General features: G+C 34.0%; 17 protein-coding genes. All 17 read left to right on the top strand.

Annotation, left to right across the window (positions count from 1 at the left end):
* Positions 1 to 40: 40 nt before the first annotated feature.
* The 17 genes from essC (at position 41) to MHH69_RS15340 (ending at position 22,602) form a co-directional block, all read left to right on the top strand.
* A complete protein-coding gene (essC, locus tag MHH69_RS15420) occupies positions 41 to 4,648 on the top strand; it encodes a type VII secretion protein EssC (RefSeq protein ID WP_341362674.1) in 4,608 nt (1,535 codons plus the stop codon).
* A complete protein-coding gene (locus tag MHH69_RS15415; protein WP_122971531.1) occupies positions 4,629 to 4,880 on the top strand; it encodes an EsaB/YukD family protein in 252 nt (83 codons plus the stop codon). The genes essC and MHH69_RS15415 overlap by 20 nt, the downstream gene beginning before the upstream one ends.
* A gap of 31 nt (positions 4,881 to 4,911) precedes the next feature.
* Positions 4,912 to 5,214, top strand: a complete 303-nt coding sequence (locus MHH69_RS15410) for a WXG100 family type VII secretion target (protein WP_341362673.1) — start codon at positions 4,912 to 4,914, stop codon at positions 5,212 to 5,214.
* 18 nt (positions 5,215 to 5,232) lie between these two features.
* The gene (locus MHH69_RS15405; RefSeq protein WP_122971533.1) at positions 5,233 to 5,538 is read left to right on the top strand and encodes a WXG100 family type VII secretion target; all 306 of its coding nucleotides are present in this window, start codon (positions 5,233 to 5,235) and stop codon (positions 5,536 to 5,538) included.
* 153 nt (positions 5,539 to 5,691) lie between these two features.
* Positions 5,692 to 6,429, top strand: coding sequence for a hypothetical protein (locus MHH69_RS15400; protein ID WP_122971534.1), 738 nt, complete (start codon positions 5,692 to 5,694; stop codon positions 6,427 to 6,429).
* 5 nt (positions 6,430 to 6,434) lie between these two features.
* Positions 6,435 to 7,313: an Mbeg1-like protein gene (locus MHH69_RS15395; protein ID WP_341362672.1), complete on the top strand. Its 879-nt coding sequence runs from the start codon at positions 6,435 to 6,437 to the stop codon at positions 7,311 to 7,313.
* Between the two features lie 302 nt (positions 7,314 to 7,615).
* Positions 7,616 to 8,146 (top strand): hypothetical protein, encoded by a 531-nt coding sequence (locus tag MHH69_RS15390; protein WP_341362671.1) that lies wholly within the window; start codon positions 7,616 to 7,618, stop codon positions 8,144 to 8,146.
* A gap of 329 nt (positions 8,147 to 8,475) precedes the next feature.
* The gene (locus tag MHH69_RS15385) at positions 8,476 to 9,207 is read left to right on the top strand and encodes a hypothetical protein (protein WP_341362670.1); all 732 of its coding nucleotides are present in this window, start codon (positions 8,476 to 8,478) and stop codon (positions 9,205 to 9,207) included.
* Complete coding sequence (locus MHH69_RS15380; protein WP_341362669.1) at positions 9,207 to 10,766, top strand: Mbeg1-like protein; 1,560 nt, start codon at positions 9,207 to 9,209, stop codon at positions 10,764 to 10,766. The genes MHH69_RS15385 and MHH69_RS15380 overlap by 1 nt, the downstream gene beginning before the upstream one ends.
* A gap of 14 nt (positions 10,767 to 10,780) precedes the next feature.
* A complete protein-coding gene (locus MHH69_RS15375) occupies positions 10,781 to 11,044 on the top strand; it encodes a hypothetical protein (protein ID WP_191707387.1) in 264 nt (87 codons plus the stop codon).
* Positions 11,045 to 11,054: 10 nt separating this feature from the next.
* Complete coding sequence (locus MHH69_RS15370; protein WP_122971539.1) at positions 11,055 to 11,360, top strand: WXG100 family type VII secretion target; 306 nt, start codon at positions 11,055 to 11,057, stop codon at positions 11,358 to 11,360.
* A 12-nt stretch (positions 11,361 to 11,372) separates the two neighbouring features.
* Complete coding sequence (locus tag MHH69_RS15365; RefSeq protein ID WP_122971540.1) at positions 11,373 to 11,675, top strand: WXG100 family type VII secretion target; 303 nt, start codon at positions 11,373 to 11,375, stop codon at positions 11,673 to 11,675.
* Between the two features lie 25 nt (positions 11,676 to 11,700).
* Entirely contained in the window at positions 11,701 to 12,924 is a 1,224-nt protein-coding gene (locus tag MHH69_RS15360; protein ID WP_341362668.1) for an FHA domain-containing protein, read from the top strand.
* 18 nt (positions 12,925 to 12,942) lie between these two features.
* Complete coding sequence (locus MHH69_RS15355) at positions 12,943 to 13,710, top strand: PP2C family protein-serine/threonine phosphatase (protein WP_122971542.1); 768 nt, start codon at positions 12,943 to 12,945, stop codon at positions 13,708 to 13,710.
* A 23-nt stretch (positions 13,711 to 13,733) separates the two neighbouring features.
* Positions 13,734 to 15,407, top strand: coding sequence for a serine/threonine protein kinase (locus tag MHH69_RS15350; RefSeq protein ID WP_341362987.1), 1,674 nt, complete (start codon positions 13,734 to 13,736; stop codon positions 15,405 to 15,407).
* Positions 15,408 to 15,422: 15 nt separating this feature from the next.
* Positions 15,423 to 16,004, top strand: coding sequence for a hypothetical protein (locus MHH69_RS15345; RefSeq protein ID WP_341362667.1), 582 nt, complete (start codon positions 15,423 to 15,425; stop codon positions 16,002 to 16,004).
* Positions 15,982 to 22,602 carry an Ig-like domain repeat protein gene (locus MHH69_RS15340; protein WP_341362666.1) on the top strand — a complete coding sequence of 2,207 codons (6,621 nt, stop codon included), beginning with the start codon at positions 15,982 to 15,984 and terminating at the stop codon, positions 22,600 to 22,602. The genes MHH69_RS15345 and MHH69_RS15340 overlap by 23 nt, the downstream gene beginning before the upstream one ends.
* Positions 22,603 to 22,610: the final 8 nt, after the last annotated feature.

Here is a 22,610-nt window from a genome sequence, read left to right as displayed (position 1 = left end):
TTTTCAGTAATATAAAACTTTTTCAGGAGGTTAAATAAAAGTGATCGTCACATTGCTAAGTAAAAAGAGTATTTCTTCTACTATTTTGCCTGAAAAAGTTACAGGTCAATATTGGATATATGATAATGCAAATACGAAAGAACTAATCAGTATAGAAGCATCTTCTAAACAAGAATGGATATTAAAATCAAATAAAAACTATTCTATTTTAGATTCAAAAGGCAGCCGAATTAAAAATACGATTTTAAGTCCATTAAGTATTTACAATCTAAGTGTCAAAGAAGATACAGATAAAACTTTTATTTTTACTGAACCGAATACATTAGATCGTCAGGAGTTTACCAAATTATTAGTCGATCGTGACATGGAAATTACTTTCGGTCGCTCTGAACAGAATGATCTTGTATTAGATAATCGATTTGTATCTGGGGCACATTTCAAACTTAGTTTACATAAGGATCAGTGGCGCATTAAGGATTTAAATAGTACAAATGGTACATATGTAAACGGAGAACGTGTTACAGAGAAAGATTTAAACTTTGGCGACTTAATCTACGTAATGGGTTTTAAAATTATTGTAGGAAGTTGCTTTATTGCTTGTAATAATCCAGATGGAAGCTTACATATTAAATCCCCGTTATTACAGCGTTTTGAGCCGCAAGAGATAGAGGAAATCAATGAAGAAGATGAGGAAGTAGAAAACATTGAACCCGATTATTTTTATCGTTCTCCACGGTTCAAACGGGACATTGAAAAACCTGTATTTAAAGTAGATTCTCCTCCTCCAAATGCAATTGGTGAAGAAATGCCGATTATGCTCGTCATTGGACCATCGGTAACGATGGGTATGGCTTCAATGGCAACGGCCCTTTTTGCCATTAACAATGCGATGGCAAATGGTAATATTGCAGCTGCCACTCCAGCAATCATTATGTCCTGTAGTATGTTAATCGGTACGATTTTATGGCCAATTCTTTCAAAAAAATATGATGCAAAACGTAGACGGAAAAAAGAAAAGAAACGTCAAGAAAAATATAAAAAATATTTGGATCATTTCGCTACGATTTTTAAAGATGAATGTGATCGGCAGTCGGCGATTTTACATGAGAATATCGTGACAGTAGACGATTGTATTGGCCGTATTGAAAATAGAGGCCGTAATTTATGGGAACGAGATTTTGGACAAGATGACTTCTTAAAATTAAGAGTTGGTTTAGGACAAGAAGAGTTAAATGCGGAAATTAAATTTGCAGAGAAAAAGTTCTCAATCGAAGATGATAATTTACAAGAAGAACTTTATACGTTATGTGAAGAACCAAAAATTTTAGAGAATGTCCCTAAAACCATTTCATTATATGAAGATCGCTTTGCTGGTGTCATTGGAGAACGTGAAAGAAGTATTGAGTTTGCAAAAGGACTTATTTTCCAATTAGCATCCTTATATAGTTACGATGAGCTGAAAATGGTATTTGTTTACGAGAAAGATGAGGAAGAAATATTTAAATTTACAAAATGGCTTCCCCACGTTTGGAATAACGAGCGTTCTTTCCGTTTTATCGCTTGTGATAAAAATGAAATGAAAGAACTATCTGCTTATTTAGAGAAGGAAATCGAATATCGTAAACAAGCAAACGATTCAGAAATCGAAGAAGTTAAACCTTATTACGTCATTTTCTCTATGAGTAAAGAACTTGCCAAACGCGGTGAAATGTTCAAGCAGTTATTTGAAGAGAAAAGGCAAATAATGATGAGCGTTGTTACATTCTATGATGAGTTGAAACATTTACCAAAGGAATGTACAAAAGTAGTCGAACTGAAAAATAATAAAGGTTATTTATTCGATAAAAATGATATTTCAGGAAAAGTTGTAGAATTCGAACCGGATATTGACGTAAAGGCAGATGTTGAAAAATTAAGTATCCAATTAGCGAATATTCCTTTAGATATTTCCGATGGACGATTTAATTTACCGAAAGTCATTTCATTCCTCGAACTATTCGGTGTTGGGAAAGTAGAACATTTGAATTCATTAACTCGCTGGAAAGAAAATGACCCGACAAAATCTTTACAAGCTGAAATCGGGGTAGACACTTTAGGCGAAACATTTATGTTGGATTTACATGAGAAATTCCATGGCCCTCATGGTTTAGTTGCCGGAATGACCGGGTCAGGTAAGAGTGAATTTATAATTTCGTATATATTATCTCTTGCTGTGAATTACCATCCAAATGAAGTGGCCTTTATTTTAATCGATTATAAAGGAGGCGGTATGGCAAAATCCTTCGAAAACTTACCTCATACAGCAGGTATTATAACGAACTTAGATGGGGCGGCTATTAAACGCTCCCTCGTATCGATTGAAAGTGAATTAAAAAGACGCCAAGCGATATTTGCACAAGCAAGTAAACAAGTAGGCGAGAGTAATATCGATATTTATAAATATCAACGTCTTTATCGTGAAGGTGTTGTAAATGAACCGTTACAACATTTATTCATCATTTCAGATGAATTTGCTGAGTTAAAAACCCAACAGCCTGAGTTTATGGCACAACTTGTCAGTGCGGCACGTATCGGTCGTAGTTTAGGGGTGCATTTAATATTAGCAACCCAAAAGCCAAGCGGTGTCGTAGATGATCAAATTTGGAGTAACAGTAGATTCCGTGTCAGCCTGAAGGTTCAAGATAAAGCAGATAGTATGGATATGTTGAAACGTCCGGAAGCTGCCGAATTGAAAGATACAGGTCGATTCTACTTACAAGTAGGGTATAATGAGCTGTTTGAATTGGGTCAATCTGCTTGGGCGGGAGCTCCGTATTATCCATCTGACAAAATTGTAGTTGAAAAGGACAATAGTATCGTCGTAATTGATCGCAACGGAAGACCATTACGAGAAGGAAAATACGATAAGAAGAAAGCGTTAAATAGCAATCCGAAAAAACAATTAGACGTCATTACCCAATATTTAAATAAAATTGCTGATGAAGAAAATATTAAAATTCGTCAATTATGGTTAGAGCCAATTCCAAGCATGATTTTATTAGATGCTTTAATGGAAAAGTATCCTCAACCAAAAACTTCAATTGCATTAAATCCGCTTATTGGGGAATACGATGATCCTGAAAATCAAAAGCAAGATGTATTGCGCCTTCCTTTAACCCAGGAAGGAAATGTAGTCGTATATGGTGCTGCAGGTAGTGGGAAAACAACGTTTATAAATACGATGGTTACATCGTTAATGAAGGAGCATACGCCAGACGAAGTCAATATTTATTTATTAGATTTTGCTTCTGAAACTTTACGTGCTTTTGAATCGGCACCACATGTTGGAGATGTTATTTACGCCCATGAAGGAGAAAAAGTAAGTAATTTATTCCGCATGTTGAAATTAGAAGTCTCGAATCGTAAAAAAATGTTTGCTGACTATGGTGGAGATCAAGCTTCCTATATTCGTCTAACAGGCAATAAGGTTCCTTCCATCGTTGTAGCAATTAATAACTTCTCTGCCTTCACAGAATTATTTGAAGAGAAGGAAGAGGCGGTTGCCTATTTATCCCGTGAAGGAATGAAATATGGTATTTACTTTGTTCTTACGGCTTTAAGTGCAAACTCTGTAAGGTTCCGATTGTTACAAAACTTTAAGCAACAAATCGCTTTACAGTTAAATGATGAAAATGACTACACAATGATTGTAGGGAAAACGGGTGGATTAGTTCCATCGAAACATAAAGGACGCGGATTAATTAAATTAGATAAAGTGTATGAGTTCCAAGTGGCGCATATAACGGAAGAGAATATTCCTTATCCATTTATCGTCAATATGTGTACTGAAGCTCAAAAGGCATGGGGCAAACCGGGAGCAAAACGTATCCCGATTTTACCGAAGAATGTGGATATCGAATTTTTATCTAATTATCTTTCAGCTGAAAATACATTAAATCTGCCAGTGGGTGTTGAAAAATCATCATTAAATGTAACCCACTATCCATTTAATAAATTTTATATTAACCTTGTTCTTTCAAATGGAGAAGGTTCAAATATATTTGGAAAAGAGCTGGCCCAATTTATCGGTCAAAAAACAACTCTTCCAATTGAAGTAATAGATTTCAAGCGTGAATTAGAGGTAATGGATTCGCCTCATATTATACGCTACGAATCTTTAGAAGCTTGCAAACAAGCGATCAATGAATTATTTAGTTTAGTCTTATACCGTAATAATACGTATAAAGACGCCTTAGAATCTGGAACAGAGATTGAACCATTTGAACAAAGGGTTTATATGATTCAATCTGTTACGGCATTAAAATCCCAGTTAACGGGTGAAGATGCTAAAAAACTAGAGCTTATCCTTGAAAAAGGTAATGTTAAATATAATATTACGATTATTTTAGTAGAACAATCGAAAAACTTATCAAGCATAACGTTTGAACAATGGTTTAAACAAAATGTCAGCTTAACGGATGCCATTTGGGTTGGTTCGGGCATTACCGATCAATTTAAATTGGAAATTAAAAATGTAAATGCCGAAATGCGTGCTGATATTGATATGACAGATGAGTTTGGATATGTTGTACGAAATGGGAAAGCGACAAAAGTGAAATTGTTAAATCCGATAAAGGAGGAAGAATTTGATGAACAAAGTGTTAGTTGAAATCTTTCTACCTGCATCGAATAGAAGCTTTGATGTGTATCTACCTTTGGAAAGTCGATTAAGTGAAGTGCTACCTGTTGTGAGTGCTTTAATCACTGATTTATCTGGAGGAACATTTAAAGCAAACAATGAAACCATTTTATGTGATTTTGAAACAAGCATTATTTTCAATATTAACATGACAGTTTCAGAGCTCGGTATTCAAAACGGCTCGAAACTAATGTTGATATAAATTTATTATGAATTGAAGGGAGACGAAAAGAATGAGCAAACGTATTCGCGTTACACCAGAGGAACTAGGCCAAGCTTCAGCAAAATTCTCAGAACTTGCAGGTACTTATACTGATATTTATACTCAGCTTTTACAACAAGCAAGTACAATGGGGCAAGCATGGGAAGGGGAGGACAACTTAGCCTTCGTTAACCAAATTACTGGCTTCTCAGAAGATTTAAAAGCGATGGCGAATCACCTAGAGCAAGCTAGCCAAGCATTAAAAACGCAACAACAAAACTATGAGCAACGCCAACAAGCAAACATTTCTTCTGTACAAAAATTAACGAATTAATAGAGAGGATGATTTTTTATGGCAGGACATATTCGCGTTGATACTGGACAGGTAAATCAAATTGCATCAACAATCGAAACGTTAAATAAACGTTTACGTGAAGAATTAGAAAACAGTAAAAAAACGATTTTAAACTTAGGGAATACTTGGGAAGGGGAAGCTTCTCAAGCAACAATCGATTCTTATAACAGCTTTTCAAATCAATATTTCCAAACATACGAAGACATCTTAAATCAATATGTAACATTCCTACGTACGAACGTAGATCAAGGTTACTTTGAAACAGAATCAGCAAACACAAACTTAGCTGACGCATTTAAATAATACTTAGCATGCATGACAAATCTAAAGACGATGGGATAACCATCGTCTTTAGTTGAAGTTGAAAATAATTGGATATACTTTATATAAATTTTTGAACGATATGAATTAAGCGAAGTATTAAAAGCACTTAATTTCAAAAACGGGAGCTTAAATATGAAAAATGTATTAAAAGTTTTATTAACTATTTGTTTTGTAATGGGAGTGAGTGGGTGTATGAATTCAAATACAGGTGATAGTAATACTACAAACAGTGGGCAAAAGGGAAAAGCAGAGTATCTAAATGAACAAACATTAAATTACTTGGAGAAATATGATGATACTTTTAAAGTGGAAAATTTAACTTTACGAGGGGTAATAGAACCCTTTCACACTTTTGTAATAAACTCTTCAAAATATGATGAGAATTTCCATGTCTATATTTATGAAGAAGGAGATAGCTTAACGTTTAAAGACGATTACTTTCAGTTAGATATGTCAAATGAGGCTTCTGAATATATTTACTCCTTAATTCAATCAAAATTACCAAATGCAAGTGTAAAAGTGGAATTTCTTGATCGAACAATTGATTACAAAGGGGAGATTAAGAACTTTCAAGATTATATAAATTTAGGGGAGGTTGCTATAGATAGTTATATTTTTATAGAGAATATTGATTATGAAAAAAGTAGTGATTTATTTAAAGAAGTAGCATTAGAACTTGATAGTCACGACATAATAGGAACTGTACAATTTTTATCGACTACTACCGATATAAGTGAAATAGTTCCAACAAAAACGTTAAATACATTATTGAATTTAGAAACGGTCGTTGCATCACAAACATTTGCAATTGATTCGTCAAAAAAAATTATAACTACACCTGTAGAAAAAACTCCCAATTTTGAGGATTGATAGTTATGACAAAACTTTCCTATGAACAAATTGCAGTATTAGATAATTTAATTTATTGGGATTTCCCTAAGTCCGGAACTGGCACTTGGACAATGGAACGAATTTTGATGGATATGGAGAGAAAACTTAATCTCAAAAATTTTGAAAGTCCAAATATGATGTCAAGGGATGATTGGATAAAAATAAAAAATATAATAAAAAATGATAAACAATTAATGAATTATACAATGGTAGAGTATCGAGACCCTAGTCAAAAATATCCTGAACTTGAGAATGCTAATACTTCATTAGATTTTTATCCGATGCGAGTAGCAACATTTGTTGATAATGTGGAAAATCCTGAAGATGTAAATGTTGTTTTTAGAGGTACTTCATCAAGTTTTGAATGGAAAGATAATTTACAACTTTTGTATTTACCAGAAACTTTAGTACAAGAAATGTCATTGTATTATGTTGATAATGTACTAGATGAAAGATATGGAAACAGTATTCATACTTCTGGTCATTCTAAAGGTGGTAATAACGCTTTTTATACTGCTCTTTTTAGCAATAGAGTTTCTACAGCTTTCTCTTTAGATGGAGTTGGAGTTTCACAAGAGATAATAGAAAATAATCGAGAAAGAATAGATGAAATACGTCCATATTTGACTTTAGTTAGCGCTGAAGAAGATTATGTAAATCCACTTTTAAATAATATTGCAGGGAAAACTATCTATATTGAAATTGAAGAAGGGAGAGACTTTACTCAAAACCATAATCCATCACTAATCTTAAATGAGGATGGAAAGTTTAATAAAGAAGTAGAACAAGGGGAATTAGGGAAATTTTTGATGCAATATCTAATCAACTATATACCATTGATTCTCATAATCTTCAAAGGATAATCGAATATGGGTTATTAGATATTGTTCAACCCATACTTGATGGGAAGATAGAACTTAATAGGGATTTATTAACTGGTAAATTACTGGATAGTGTATCTGAATTAATTGCAGATGCTGATTTACTAACATTTAGTTATAAATATTTTAAAGAAGAAAAAATATATAATGTAATTGAAGATAAATATGGTTCTTTTACAGCATCTATTTTTAAATTTATTATTGAGATAAATCCAATTAATAAAGCTGTTAATTTAGGTATTGATTTTGCAGAAGAAAATTTTAAAGGCGTCGTTTTAAGTATATTGAGTGTAGTAGATGCAGTTACTTGGATTATAAAAGCGTATGAAACTGCCAAAGAAATTACAGAAAATTACATAAATATATTAACTAAAAGTGCCGAAGTCTTAAAAGAGAGAATAACCTCAACAATTCAAAATTTCATTAATACTGGAAAAGCATTAAAAAAAGCAACTGTTAATTTCTTGAAGCAGGTAATTAATAGTGTAAATTTATTAATAAGTAATACTCTTAAAAAAATATTTACTTCATTCATAGGGACAAATAACGAGGCAAAAGCAACCCCATATATCAACTTAAATACTAATTCATTAAGAAATTACGCTGATCGTTTAGAAAAAGTGAAGTCCCGTTTGGCAGAGTTAGACAGTGATATGACAAGTTTAATTTTTACTGAGTCACTTCCTGCTGTTATTAGTGCGATTCGCGCAAATAATTTTCCGTCTCAAAGAAAAATTCAAAAGTGTATCAACTACTTAGACGGTACGGCAGAGGCTTTTGAAAGGGCGGAAAGAAACATTTTAAATCGAGTATAAAATAACAAGATAAAGTAGATTTACAATTACAAACTAAACAACAAAGGTGGTGTTTTATTCGTTTCACTTCTATTTTATAAGTGGTACGAAAAATCACAGTTTCAACCCTTGATAATCGTTACGGTACTAAAAATAATGATACATTAACAGAATATATTCAATCAAAAAAGAGAGACATTATTTTTAGTTTCGCTGCGAATAATCAAGGAAATACATCTATTTTTAAAAACAAATAATCGTGGCAAATTATTCACACAATTTTGCTCTAACCTTTTTCCTTATAATTGGAATGAAGGTTTAAATATTTCTAATGAAAGTAGGCATATGATATGAGGAAATTATTAAAGAAAGTGGGCGTATTTGTAATGGGCATTTCCATCTTAAGTTTGCTAGGGTGCAGTGATGTAAATGAAAAAACAGCTAAAGTTATTGAGGAAAAATTATCAAAAAAATACAATGAATCCTTTGAAGTGCAATATATAGGGGAACGCTGGGGTACGAAAAGCAATGATACGGTAACGACGTATGTGAAAGCATTAGATTCCGACATTCTATTTACTGCCGAAATGGATACTTCAGAGAACATTGTTGAAAATTACCCAGAGATGTTGTTAATGAATAAATTTGCATCGGTTTTTAATAAAGCGATTGAAGGTCAAGGCTTAGATGCTTCCTCGTGGATAAGAATTCATCCAAAACAATCTGTTGAAATTACGAAAGATATGACGATTGAAGACTATCTAGAAAAATCGAAATCCGAGTATGTTCATGTAGAAATCGTCATGAAAAATGATGAAAGCATTACAGCGGAGAAGTTAAAAACGATTGTACAGCAATCCTACAATCAGTTTAATGGCCCTTCTATTTCTGCAACGTATTGGCTATTCAATGATGATGAATATAAAAAGGTGAATGAAACTTTAGCGAAAGTAGTCAATATAGTCCCTTCTGATTTAGAAAGTTATGACTATGATAGTACAGTTTTTGTTGAATTAACGGAAAATGGCTTCGTAGAATCCGATGAAGAAATTAATAATAGCCTGGGTGGAGGGACTAATTAATGGCTTTAACTGATTACGAGAAAAAAATCGTTACAGATATCGCTTATCAAGACCTTGTTTATTTTAAAAAAGAAACTGCTGAAGAATCTAACAACGTCATGGATCAAATAAATTTAATGATTAGTGAGGGTAAAAATTTTAAAGGTGAAACTTTATCTGATGAAAAAATAGAAGAATTAACTAGAGTGAAAAATAGATTAACAGAAATAGGTGCCGAAGATTGGAAGGTTAGCTATGTGCAAAATCATAATGAACCTGAACAAAGTGGCTTCTATGGAGTTTTAATCGATACAGGGGAAGAATATGCAGCTGGTTTCCGAGGTAGTGAAAATCCAGGAGAGTTAGGGAATGCGAAAAATGACTGGTATGAAGCGGACCTTAAATTAGTAACAGATATTCAAACAAAGCAACAGCAGCAAGTAGAAGTATTTTTATCTAACTTAAACGAAAAGGTAAATTTAGATAAGTACGGAGAGTTAGAGTTTGCAGGTCATTCGTTAGGTGGCAATCTTGCTGTACACGCAGCCATTATGGCTGAACAATATGAGAAGATAAATAATTTTAACATTGCAGGTTATAACTTAGATGGACCTGGTTATTCTTCAGATTATATTGCAAAACATCAAGAACGCATTCAATATTTGGCGGAAAACGGTAAAGTTGAACATTATCAATGGAGTATTGTAGGGGCAATCTTGATCCCTATTGTGGAAAGACAAACATTAAAAACAGAAGGGAAAGATAGTGGGTCGTTAATTGCTGAGCACTCAACGGACACTTTAGATTTTAATGGAGATCAATTTGTTATAGGTAAACAGGAACAGAAAGAAAGCATAATGGCTAGTGTTACTAGTTTTGTAGATAAATTGCCTACTGTATCTAAAAATCTATTAATAGATACGTTGGGTGGAATGCTAGTAGCGGCGATTTGGACCAAAGAGAAAATTTTTAACGATCAAGGGCTTACGAATTTTGGCAAAGGGCTTATCGCAGGAGCTATTGTCATTGTAGGAGGAGCTTTACTGGTAGCTGGACCTGCAGCAGTTTTAGCAGCTGTTGGAACAATCATTGCTGGTGTCGTTCAAATTGCGATAAGAGCAGCCATTGCTTTTATAGGTGTAGTTTTAGTTGAAACAATCGCAGAGTTTACAATTAATATGATCAAAGGGATTGCTAATCAAATAGGTGAAGCGGTTCAGTGGACTGGAAAGCAAATTGCAAGTGTCATTGATAGCGCCATCGATATTATCAATAAAGCAGGAGGATTTTTCCAAGATTTATTTGGTATAACAAAAGCAGTTGCAACACCTTATATACAATTAGATACGAATTCACTAAGAAACTATGCAAATCGTTTATCGAAGGTAAAATCTCGATTAGCCGAATTAGATAGTGATATGACAAGCTTAATCTTTAGTGAGTCCCTTCCTGCGGTAATAAGCGCTATTAAAGCGAATAATTTCCCCTCACAAAGGAAAGTTCAACAGTGTATTAACTACTTAGACGGCACTGCCGATGCTTTTGAAAAAGCGGAAAAAAATATTTTAAGTCGTGTATAAGGAGTGAACAATACATGGGTAGAAGTTTAGGCCAAATGCAATCGGAATTACGGAGCATCATTAATGAACTTGAAAGTATTGCCAGCGGTATCGGTAGTAATTTCAAAGGAATTGGTGCCGAACAATGTTCAAGTAAATTACAAGATTTTATAGAAGAATGCGAAGCTTCTATTAAACATCTAGATCATATAAAAGAAGTTCGAAGAGAAGAAAAACGAAAAGAACGGGAACGTCAACAAAAGTTGGAAATGTTATTGAATGGTAAAACGATGATTTAGGAGGGTCTCCATGTCAGAGCAAATTATTGTAGATGTTGATAAAGTAAAGAAAATTGCTAGCAATATCTCGTCTTGTAATAAGGCAATCCATAGCGGCATATCCGATGCGGAGCAAAAAATAAAGTCGCTAAATTCCAATTGGGAAAGTGCTGCAGCCGATGCGGTTATTACGAAATTTTATTCGATTAAAAATGACTTCCATTCGAATCGATTTAAAGTTGTTCAAAACTTTTCAACGATATTAAATCAACAAATCTCTGATGGCTATAAACAAACAGAAGATACAAACGAATCTTTAGCGAACTTATTTAAGTAGTGGAGGAGTAAAATGGGGAAAATCTCAGTCAATTACAATCACTTCGAATCGGCTGCAAAAGAAATCGAAAGCTATATAAAATTACAAAAAAGTGAAATGGCAAAGGCAACACAAGAAGTCGTTTCTTTAGGTACAGTTTGGCAAGGTAAGGATTACAATCAGTTTTATAAACAGTGGAATGAATTGGATGATTCCGATTCAACAACTGTGTCTTATCAAAAGTCGCTCCAAGCCTATGCAGACTTACTAAGATATACAGCAAGCGAATATAAAAAAGCGCAAGAAAAAGCAATCGATCTAGCAAATAAGATTTAGATCTTTCATTTGAAGGAGAATTATAATGGCAATAACAAATTTAAAACAAACTCCAAATGGTTATTTAGTAACTGCTAAACTCGTTGAAAGTGAAGATATTAATCAACGTCAATTAGAAATGATTAATCATCATCAAAAGTTTATAGCGGGTCGTTATGAAATAACGAAAAAATATAGTCAATTGATTTTTGAAGTAAATCAAATGTTGCCATTAAAGATTTATTTAAAACGTATTATTTGGAAGCATCAATTTTTTAAAATTGTTGAGGAGTTAATCGAAATCATTAAGGGCAGTGAAGAAATCCACTCGAATCCTGAAAACATATTGTTGGATTTCGATTATGTATTTATTAACCCTACAACAATGGAAATGCAAGCAATTTTATTACCATTAGTAAATAATCATAACCCTTTATCAGTAAAAGGATTTTTTCAAGAGTTTTTACATCAATGCTTATTAGCTAGTACGGAAAATCATGACTACACGACTCGCTATTTTGAGTTTTTTAAAAACAATCAACCATTTTCTTTACAAAGATTTGAGCGGATGTTCTTTGAAATTTCGGGGAAATCAATGGAGTTAGTAAATGAAGACAAAGTAGTTCAAAAACCTGTGCCGAAAGAGCCGGTGAGTATAGCTTATAACCCTATTCAGCGAAACAAGGATTTGAATAAGCAACGGGAAGCTTTTTCGACGAACAAAAGTGTAACGAGCCTCCAAGAAATGCCTCCAAAAACAATCTTTTGTATGGAATGTGGTACTAGTCTCGTTCCTAGTGCAAAATTTTGCATCAGTTGTGGTCATCCAGTGAAAGTTGTACCACCAGTTGCTCACACATTCGTGTCTTTAAATGAAGAAAGCTCAACCGAAACCTTTAGTGAAACTACCGTATTAGGCAACTCAGATGAACTCGAAGGCACAACCGTTTTAGGTTCTGAAGAGCTAGAACGAGATATAGTTGCCTACCTACAACGAAAAAGTACGCAAGAAAAAGTCATTATTGATCGGGATGAGTTTAAAATTGGAAAAGATCCTTCCCAATGTGATTTTGTCATTTCTGATAATAAGGCAATAAGTCGATACCATGCGAAAATCATTCGTAGAAACAATCGGTTTTATATTGTTGATTGTCATTCTACAAATAAAACCTTTGTTGAAGGATTGGCCATCTTGCCTGAAAGTGAAATGGAAATTTTCGCAGGAACAAATCTTAAATTTGGAAATGAAGAATTTTTATTTTCCATATAAACAAAGGTGGAAGAATAGATGCAAGTATTGACCGCTTTACATACTGATGTAGGCATAAGGAAGCAAACAAATCAAGATAGTCTCTTACTAAAAGTAGCGCAAACTTCTGTTGGGAAAGTCGTATTAGCGGTTGTTTGTGATGGGATGGGTGGATTGGAAAAGGGCGAATTAGCAAGTGCAACGGTTATTTCCGCCTTTTCCAAATGGTTTGACAACGATCTACCTCCACTTTTACAAAATCATAATTGGAATGAAATTCAAGCTAGATGGAACTTACTTTTAAAAGAGCAAAACCAACGAATCGGAGAATATGGAAAAAGGTTAAATATTAACCTTGGTACTACTTTTTCGGGGTTATTAATTATTGATGAACACTTTTTCTTAATTGGCCACGTTGGAGATACACGAGTATATAAAATTGATTCCAAATTAGAATTGTTAACAGAAGATCAAACATTAGTGAATAGAGAAGTTCAAAGAAAAAACTTAACCCCAGAACAAGCTGAAAAAGATCCGAGAAGAAATGTACTTTTACAATGTTTAGGGGCGTCTCGAGTTGTAGAACCACAGTTTATATCAGGAATACCAACATTACATACAGTGTTCATGCTTTGTTCGGACGGCTTTAGACATATGATTTCAAAAGAGGAAATCTATCAAGCCTTTGCCCCAGAAAAGTTAATGACGGAGCAACAAATGAAAAATAAAGCGATTGAATTAGTTGAATTAAATAAAGTTCGCAATGAAACGGATAATATTTCAATTATTTTAATAAAAGTAGATTAAAGGTGGAAAATAGATTGGCTTCAATGAATCGAATTATTGATAACAAATATGAGATTTTAAGAATGATTGGACAAGGTGGTATGTCCAAAGTTTATTTAGCGATGGACTCCCGCTTGAACAAACAATGGGCTATAAAGGAAATTAGTCGAATCAATAAGAACGGTTTTAGTGAAGTGAATTTAAAGGCCGCACTCGATGAAGCAGATATGATGAAACGTCTAGATCATCCAGCTCTTCCTCGTATTGTAGACATTATTCAAGAAAAAGACGTAATCTATGTAGTAATGGATTACATTGAAGGGGAACCTTTAAGTAAATTATTGGAAAATGGTAATGCACAGCCTCAAGAACAAGTTATTGAATGGGCTAAACAACTATGTAACGTACTAGATTATTTACATACGTGTAACCCACCAATTATTTACCGTGATATGAAGCCAGGTAACATCATGTTAAAGCCGGACGGACAGTTAAAGTTAATCGACTTTGGGATCGCACGTGAGTACAAAGAAAATAAAGTTGGCGACACGGTCAATTTAGGTACTAGAGGTTATGCTGCGCCCGAACAATTTGGTTCCCATGGACAGACAGATGCACGGACGGATATATACTGTCTAGGAATGACTTTGTACCATTTAGTAACAGGAAGAAGTCCAGCTGAGGAGCCCTATGGAGGAGTTCCCATTCGAGAATTAAATCCAATACTTTCAAGCGGACTAGAGAAAATTATTTTAAAATGTACGGAAGCAAATCCTAATGATCGTTATCAATCTTGTGCAGAGCTTTTATATGATCTAGAGCGATATGACGAAGTTGATGATACGTATCGTCAAAACCAAAAAAAGAAATTAAAGCGCTTTGGAATCGTTTCAGCTGCTGCTGTATTTTCAATAGTTTTTGGTGCATTTGCCCAAGTTATGAACGCCCAAAAAGTAAACAATGATTACGAAGTAAACTTAGATTTAGGGGATACTGCTACGACGCAGGAACAAAAAATCAATTATTATGAAAAAGCTATCGATATTAAACCAGAAAAACATGAAGCCTATTATGCATTACTAACAACCTTTAAAGATGATGCAAGCTTTCAAATTGAGGAAGAACAAATACTGAAGAAAAAAATTAATCGTAACTTAGCTGAATTAGTAGAAACAGATCATTATAGCGATTTAGCCTATGAAATTGGTAAAACATATTGGTATTACTATGATTATGGGTCAGAGAATACAGACGATAATCAGCTAACTAGAATTAAAGCTGCAAAAACATGGTTTTCTGACGTAGTAGAAGATCCGGAAAATGAGCACTATGCCCAAGCTAAAATCTATGAATCTATTGCTACTTTCCATGAAGAAGTTAATTTGAAGGTTGAAGAAGCGTCAGATCAAGGAATGTATAAAGAATATTGGGAAAATATCGAAGCCCTTCTCGATTTCACTATCGAAAATAAAAATGAAAGTGAAATAGTGAAGTTGGAAGTTTATAAGCTTATTACGAATGCTTTAGAAAATGAAGTACGAAAATTTGCAAGTGACGGCATTGAAAAAGAAGATTTATTAGAAGTATTTCATACTGTGCGTTCCTTAGTGGACGAATTAGATGTATCGACGGATAAAACGATTAACTTAAAGGAAAGTATTACTAGCCGTTTTGACGAAGTAGTTAAAGCGATTGATACTGCCTTTATTGAGCAATAGAGAGGAGACGATTACATGGATGCACAAATATGGTTTACTTTGTCCATTGTAGGATACTCCCTTGGAGGGCTCTTATTAATAGTGGCAATTATTATGTTTTATAAAATGGGTATTCTCGCTATTTATAATGATTTAACAGGTAAAACGGCTGAAAGAAAAATTCGTGAGATTCGGGAAAGTACTGAAAATGCCCATCGAAATTATTCAAGGGTTACCCAATACGATCCGGTTTCTACAAATAGTCCAGTTACTAGAGGGGACAAAAAGCAGCAATTCAATACACCGACAGCTAAAACATCAACAGCCCAAGAAGTTTTCGTTGGAGATGAAACGGAACTTTTAGTAGAAGAAACAACATTATTAGCAAGTAATGAACTTCCTATTCTTATCGAGGAAACGACCGTACTTGGTGCACAATATGGGACAACTGCATTACATGACGGCGGTACGACCGTTTTAGACGAAGGAATAACGAAATTAAATAATACGACAGAAGATATTCATGAAGAGTTTGTACTAGAAAAAGAAGTAATAACAGTACATACAAATGAAACTATTGGAGGTGTAAAAGAAAGTGGACGAAAGGAAACGAACTAACTTATTAACAAAAGTATTTTACCTCTTAGTTGCTGTTACTTTAGTAACTTATAATATGCCATTTTATTTGGTATCACAAATTATTTCGGCAGAAGCTGTTGAAGAGCAGGATACTACAAATGAGTCCACCAATGAAGGCGAAGTTACCCCGACAGAGCCAACGACAGAACAAGGGGAAGTTGCTCTAATCGAACCGACTACAGAACAAGGGGACCCAACTGTTACAGAACCAACTCCTGAAGAAGGGGAAACTACCCCAGCAGAACCAACTCCAGAAGAAGGAGAGAGTACTCCAACCGAACCGACACCAGAAGAAGGGGACACTACCCCAACAGAGCAAACACCAGGTGAAGGGGAAACAACTCCAACGGAACCAGGTACTGGTGAAGAGGTAGTAACATATCAATATTCAGTAACATCCAATGAAGAGGATGGAGCTTCCGGTCAGGTAACTTTAAATAATCAAGATACAACAGAACCAATTGAGTTTAAAAGTAATGACCAAGTAACATTGAAGGCGAATGCGAATAAAGGATCTTATATTTCGGATATTAAAATTAACGGTACTTCGATTCCTTTAGTGGATGAGACATCTTTACAAGGGTTAACACCATTGCAAATTGAGAAGAAAAAGCATGAAGTCACTACTTTTGAAAAAGTGCTTGATTCATATAATAGCGATGTAACAATTGAAGTTACCTTTGCAGTCCAAAATTATTTTATCGAATTTAATTCTGATGTTACTGTTCATGTAATTGATACGGATGAATCGGATTTTACGATTGAAAATCAACTAATTAAAGTAAATCCAGATACAGATATTAAAGTAGAAGTTCAACCTACTGAAACATCTAAGGTGATTAGTAGTTTCGTAGTAGATGAAACAGAACTGATTGATTCAGATGATGTTAGTGTAGAAACATATGAAGAGCAAGTAACAAAGTTAACTTATACGTTTGAAAAAGTTCAACAAAATGTAAACGTAAAAACGACTTTAGTAGATAAAACGTATCCGTTTGTTGTAACGGGCAGCAACAATATTTCGGTTGAAACAACAGAAGATAAAGTGTCACACGGTCAAAATATTAGCTTTTTAATGAAGTTTAATAATGATGATACGAACTTCGCAGGTTTTAAAATAATAAAAGGCTTGGAGACTTTACAACCTTTAGATGTAGATAACAATGAAATATTAACAGAAGATGAGTTAACAAGTGAATTCTTTACGGTTTCAGAAACTGATATTGAAAACGAGTTAAAAATCGAATTATTGAATATTACGACAGAAATCGAATTACAAGTACTTGAAAGTTCGGTACAAAATACAATCATTGATCAGCTTACGGAAAATAAAATTATTGTCACGGGGTTATCGGAAGATAGCTTACGTAAACAAGATAGTCAATCGTATTACTTATTAGGAAAGGATGCAGTTGTTTCCTTTACACACGAAGATGGAAAAAGATTTAAGTTAGAAGATAACGGAAGTTATAAGAAAGAATTTAACATTACAAAAAATATAAAAATTGAAAAAATTTCTGTTAAGTCATCTATCTTTAAGAAAAATTCTTTTGAGTTAAACGATCCGTTAACGATTGTTTTTGATTCAGAGGCTCCAAAGTTTGAACAAATTGATATTTCTGGTGAAAACCGTTATGAATCAGAAGAAGGAGACATTTGGCATAGTTCGGTTACAAAAGTATCTGGTTTGATTAATAATGAACCGCAAGATTATCAAGGTATAAGTTATGCTTCGGATGTTGCCACAGTTCAATATCGTTTAGTAAGTGAAACAGAAACTGCTTTTGCCGATGCAACATATAACGCTGATACAAATGAGTTTACTTTTAATATTCCAGAAGAGATGATGAAAACTTCAGCCAAATATGAAATACAAGTAACGGATAAGGCTGGCAATAAGACAACTGAAATTGTTCATGTGAATGTCGATACGACTGCACCTTCCCTTCTTGGAGAAAAAGCCGCTATTAACATCGTTCAAGACGAAACAAATGCGATTGAAGGGTTTATTCGTTTTTTAACATTTGGTGCATTTTTCTCAGAAAAATTTGAAGTAACTGTAAATACAGAAGACTCACAATCAGGGGTAAAAGAAGTACAGTTAAAATCTTCAGATGAAGATGCAGAAATCGAAACAAAATCGGTGTCTGAGGATGGAACAGTCTATACGTTTGAAGTCGATTCTGTAGATGAAATTGTTGATGGAAGTCTTTCGGTAATTTTAAAAGATAATAACAATAACACAACGGAAGAAATTCAAGTGACAGATGCCAATTCCAACCTATTAAATGAAGATGGAAAAATTGTCTTAGATAAAGATGCTCCAGTTGTTGAAATGAAGGCACCTGAAGCGAATTACGTAAGAGATGAACATCATTATTATAAAGACAATTTTGAATTACCAATTTCAATTGAAGATGTAGGGGCAGGAATTAGAAGTGTTGAAGTGAAAGTAAATGGTGAAGTGATTCCACTAGAAAATGCGAACTTCGATACTCAAATTACGAAAAGCTTTAATACAGTTATTAATACTTCTAACTATACGCTTGACGATGGAGAATTTCAGGTAGAAGTTGAGACCGTCGATAATGCCGGTAATAAAACGACATCAACAAAAACAGTCTATATAGACAAAACAGCTCCACAACTAACAGATAAAATATTATTTACAAAAGAAAATGACGGATCCTTTGCGGAGTTTTTAAATATTATTACCTTCGGTGCTTTCTTTAATGAAAAAGTGAAAATTGTCGTTCAATCGGCTGATACTGAAAAAGGTTCAGGTATCGAAACGATAGAAATAACAAGTGCAAGCGGTGACGTTGAAATAGTTAAAACGGATGCTACGGAAGATAATGAAAAAGTTACCTTTACAATTGATGCTGATCAATTTGAAGGGGCATTCAATATTACGTTAAAAGATTATTTAGGTAATGAATACACAGCTTTAATAAATAATACGAACTCAAATCTAGCTGATGAAGAAGGTAGTATCGTATTTGATAAAAAAGCGCCTGAAATCAAAGCGACGATTGATATGCCAGAAAAAACAACGAATATCAACTTGAATGGAAAAGAGTATTACAGCCAAGATGTCACATTTAAAGTAGAAACGAATGATGTAGAAGCTGGTATTCATAAAGTTGATCTTTTAATAAATGGTAAAGAAATCCAGTCTTATAACTATTCAGAGAAAACGACTGAACAAGTTTATACAATCAATACTAAAGATTTGAATGTTAGTGACGATGGTTCCTATGAGTTATCCGTTATAGTTGAGGATAATGCAGGCAATCAATCAGAGCTCGAAAAAACAGTTTATATTGATAAAGAGGCACCTCAATTAGATGGAGAACCTGCGATTACATTATCTACAGTAAACGATGGTGCTATTGGTAAAGCGATTAATTTCTTAACTTTCGGTACTTTCTTTAATGAAAAAATTAAAATTAAAGTTCATTCAAAAGATAACGAAAACGGCTCGGGGATTAAAGAAGTCAAATTAGTCGGTTCAGACGAAGGAAAAACGATTGAACTTGTAGATTCGGATGTGGCGAAAGAAAATAATACATTTATTATTGAGGACTCTTCCTATGAAGGGACAATAGAAGTCATTTTGACGGATTATACAAACCATGAAACAAGAGCTTTAATTAATACGGATAATTCCAATATGGCATCTATTACGGGTTACGTACAAATTGAAGATGTAGCGCCAGTAGCCAATATCGATATCATCCCAAATAAAGGTGTTATTGCAAATGATCAATCGATATACAATGGTGATGTGGTATTTAAAGTTTCAGCAAAAGACGCGGAATCAGGATTAAATAAAGTAGACATCAAAGTAAATGAGCATCAATTGATGAAAGACTTTTCTTCGAATGATAGTAAACTAACAGAAGAACAAGTTTATGAATTGAAAACAAGTGAAATTCCAATCAATGAAGATGGTTCTTATCATATTTCCGTGTATGTGGAAGATAACGCAGGAAATACCTATAAGAAAGAAACGACAATTTATAAAGATATTACAAATCCAGTCGTTGATGAGTACCGATTTTTAACGAAAACTTCTAATGGTAACTTTGTAGCTGTTGATTCTACGAAAGAATTAAAAAATGTAGTAGAAATTAATGAATACGGATTTTACTTTAAAGAAGAGACACAAGTCATTGTAAAAGCATATGACCCACAAGTGAAAAACGAAAAAACGAGTGGCTTACAATCTATCAAAGCGTACTTACACGATTTTGAAAATGGAAAATATTATGCAGTTCAAAAGAATGGTTCATTAAAAGAAATTTCAAAAGCACAAATTGGACAAATTGCACCAATTAAAACAAACAGTCAAATTGTTATTAAAGTACCGAAAAACTTTAAAGGTCAAATTTATGCAATTCCGACAGATAAAGTAACAAATACAGGAAAATCTTTTTCTCCAGACGGTACGGTTGTTGAATCAGCAGCTCAACATGAAAAAGAGACTCATATTAACATTGAAAAGCCTAATACAACGTTAAAAACGAAATCTGGACAAGATTTATATAACAAAGATGTTCCGATTTCTCTGTCAATCGTCGATACGTATTCAGGAATTGCGGAGATTGAATGGTCTGTCGTATCCAAATATGATACAAAAAATAACCAATCAGGAAAAATGGTTATTCAAAATGATGGTTCATTATCAGGGGCAAAAGAAGGTTGGTCAAAAACTTCTACTGAGAAGAACTTAGTCTATGAAATGACAAAAAATATTGTTGTGAAAAATAATAGTAATGATATTGTGTTGAATGTGAAGATGAAGGATAGAGCTGGTCATACATCTACTGAAAAAATCCAATTCAGTATAGATAAGTCAACACCGACTATCGAAGTTGTTTATGACAATAATTCACCGGATCCACAAAATAATGATTACTATAATGAAAATCGTACAGCAACAATTACGATTACTGAGCGAAACTTTAATGCCGATGATGTACTGGCATCCATTCAAAATTCAGACGGCGTTATACCAAAGCTAACTGGCTGGACAACTTCTTATAACGCAGAAAATCCAGACCAATCTAAGCATGTAGCACGAATTGCCTATACGGCAGATGGGGACTATACATTTGATATTGACTATAAAGATTTAGCCAATAATAAAGCGGCAGATTATGCAGCAGATGAATTCACAATTGATAAGACAGTGCCAGAAGTGAATGTAACTTATAGCAGTTCAAGTGAACCTGTTAATGGAAAATACTATAATTCGGCTCGTACTGCTACTATATCTGTGAAGGAACATAATTTTGATCCAAGTCGAGTACGAATTACAAGTTCAGCTAGTGATAATGGCGTTGGAAAACAAGCGCCAGTAGTTGGTGGCTGGTCTCGCAGTGGAGATGTGTACACAGCGGTAATTAATTATAGTCAAGATGGTCATTACACATTTGACATTGATTTTATGGATATGGCTGGTAATGAAGCGAAGGATTATGTAATGGACGAATTTGTGATTGACCAAACTGCGCCAGAGCTGAAAATTACAGGTGTCGAAAATCAAGTAGCCTATGCTGATAAGGTAAGTCCAGTTATTACGTATTCCGATACAAACTTTAATGCAGAAGGTGTCTCGGTATCACTTGTTGGTGCGAACCGAGGAGAAGTACAATTTAAAGCAACGAAAGCAGATGTACAAAACGGTCAAAGCATTATCGTGGCGAATTTCGAAAAGGTTGAAGAAAACGATGATATTTATACATTAACAGCTACTGTTCGTGATATGGCTGGTAATGAAACGAAACAAACGATTATGTATTCTGTCAATCGATTCGGTTCCAATTACTTATTCTCCGAAGATGTTCAAAAAATAATTAACGGCTATATTAATAAGGAAATCGACATCGTCGTTCAAGAAATTAATGTGGATAACTTAGCAAGGGAAACAGTCCAAGTGAAACTTGCAAAAAATGGTTCTCCAACAACGTTAGCTGAAGGAACAGATTATGCCGTTTCCCATTCGGGCGGTAACGGAAAATGGAGCGTATATGAATACGTCATCGATAAAAAGTTATTTGTAAATGACGGGAAATATAATGTATCGCTCTACTCAAAAGATATGGCTGGTAATATAAATGACACGACGGATTCATCAAAAGAGGCAGAGATTGTCTTCTTTATGGATAAAACAAAGCCGGTCATTACACCACTCGATATTGAAGACGATCAGCAATATCCTGTTGATAAGAAACAGTCGAATATTTCCGTTGTGGATAACTTAGCATTAGGTGATATTCATATTCTCGTAAATGATGAAGAAGTTGAATATGACATCATTGAAGGAAATTATTCCTTCTATATGAATAATTCGACGAAAACTCAAGATGTTCAAATTTCGGCGGTAGATAAAGCAGGAAATGAAACGGAACTTGCCGTGGAAAACTTGCTTGTTACGAAAAATTTATTCGTTCGCTGGTTTAATAATAAGCCGTTATTCTATGGTTTATTAGGCGGAGGAGGCTTGCTATTATTAGCAAGTGGTGGTTGGTTCATATTACGCAATCGACCAACTGAAGAAGCTCAAGAATAGATGGAGGT

The organism is Ureibacillus sp. FSL E2-3493 (genome assembly GCF_038077515.1).
Classification (GTDB): domain Bacteria; phylum Bacillota; class Bacilli; order Bacillales_A; family Planococcaceae; genus Ureibacillus; species Ureibacillus halotolerans.
The sequence above is the reverse complement of the archived record's forward strand: the minus strand, read 5'-3'. Positions and strand labels throughout refer to the sequence as shown.

Excerpts from the sequence above, each read along its gene's own strand:
- MHH69_RS15350 (WP_341362987.1), top strand. The coding sequence starts at position 13,734 with ATGAATCGAATTATTGATAACAAATATGAGATTTTAAGAATGATTGGA.
- MHH69_RS15405 (WP_122971533.1), top strand. The coding sequence starts at position 5,233 with ATGGCAGGACATATTCGCGTTGATACTGGACAGGTAAATCAAATTGCA.
- MHH69_RS15410 (WP_341362673.1), top strand. The coding sequence starts at position 4,912 with ATGAGCAAACGTATTCGCGTTACACCAGAGGAACTAGGCCAAGCTTCA.
- MHH69_RS15370 (WP_122971539.1), top strand. The coding sequence starts at position 11,055 with ATGTCAGAGCAAATTATTGTAGATGTTGATAAAGTAAAGAAAATTGCT.
- MHH69_RS15365 (WP_122971540.1), top strand. The coding sequence starts at position 11,373 with ATGGGGAAAATCTCAGTCAATTACAATCACTTCGAATCGGCTGCAAAA.
- MHH69_RS15360 (WP_341362668.1), top strand. The coding sequence starts at position 11,701 with ATGGCAATAACAAATTTAAAACAAACTCCAAATGGTTATTTAGTAACT.
- MHH69_RS15355 (WP_122971542.1), top strand. The coding sequence starts at position 12,943 with ATGCAAGTATTGACCGCTTTACATACTGATGTAGGCATAAGGAAGCAA.
- MHH69_RS15385 (WP_341362670.1), top strand. The coding sequence starts at position 8,476 with ATGAGGAAATTATTAAAGAAAGTGGGCGTATTTGTAATGGGCATTTCC.
- MHH69_RS15380 (WP_341362669.1), top strand. The coding sequence starts at position 9,207 with ATGGCTTTAACTGATTACGAGAAAAAAATCGTTACAGATATCGCTTAT.
- MHH69_RS15345 (WP_341362667.1), top strand. The coding sequence starts at position 15,423 with ATGGATGCACAAATATGGTTTACTTTGTCCATTGTAGGATACTCCCTT.
- MHH69_RS15400 (WP_122971534.1), top strand. The coding sequence starts at position 5,692 with ATGAAAAATGTATTAAAAGTTTTATTAACTATTTGTTTTGTAATGGGA.
- MHH69_RS15415 (WP_122971531.1), top strand. The coding sequence starts at position 4,629 with ATGAACAAAGTGTTAGTTGAAATCTTTCTACCTGCATCGAATAGAAGC.
- MHH69_RS15375 (WP_191707387.1), top strand. The coding sequence starts at position 10,781 with ATGGGTAGAAGTTTAGGCCAAATGCAATCGGAATTACGGAGCATCATT.
- MHH69_RS15395 (WP_341362672.1), top strand. The coding sequence starts at position 6,435 with ATGACAAAACTTTCCTATGAACAAATTGCAGTATTAGATAATTTAATT.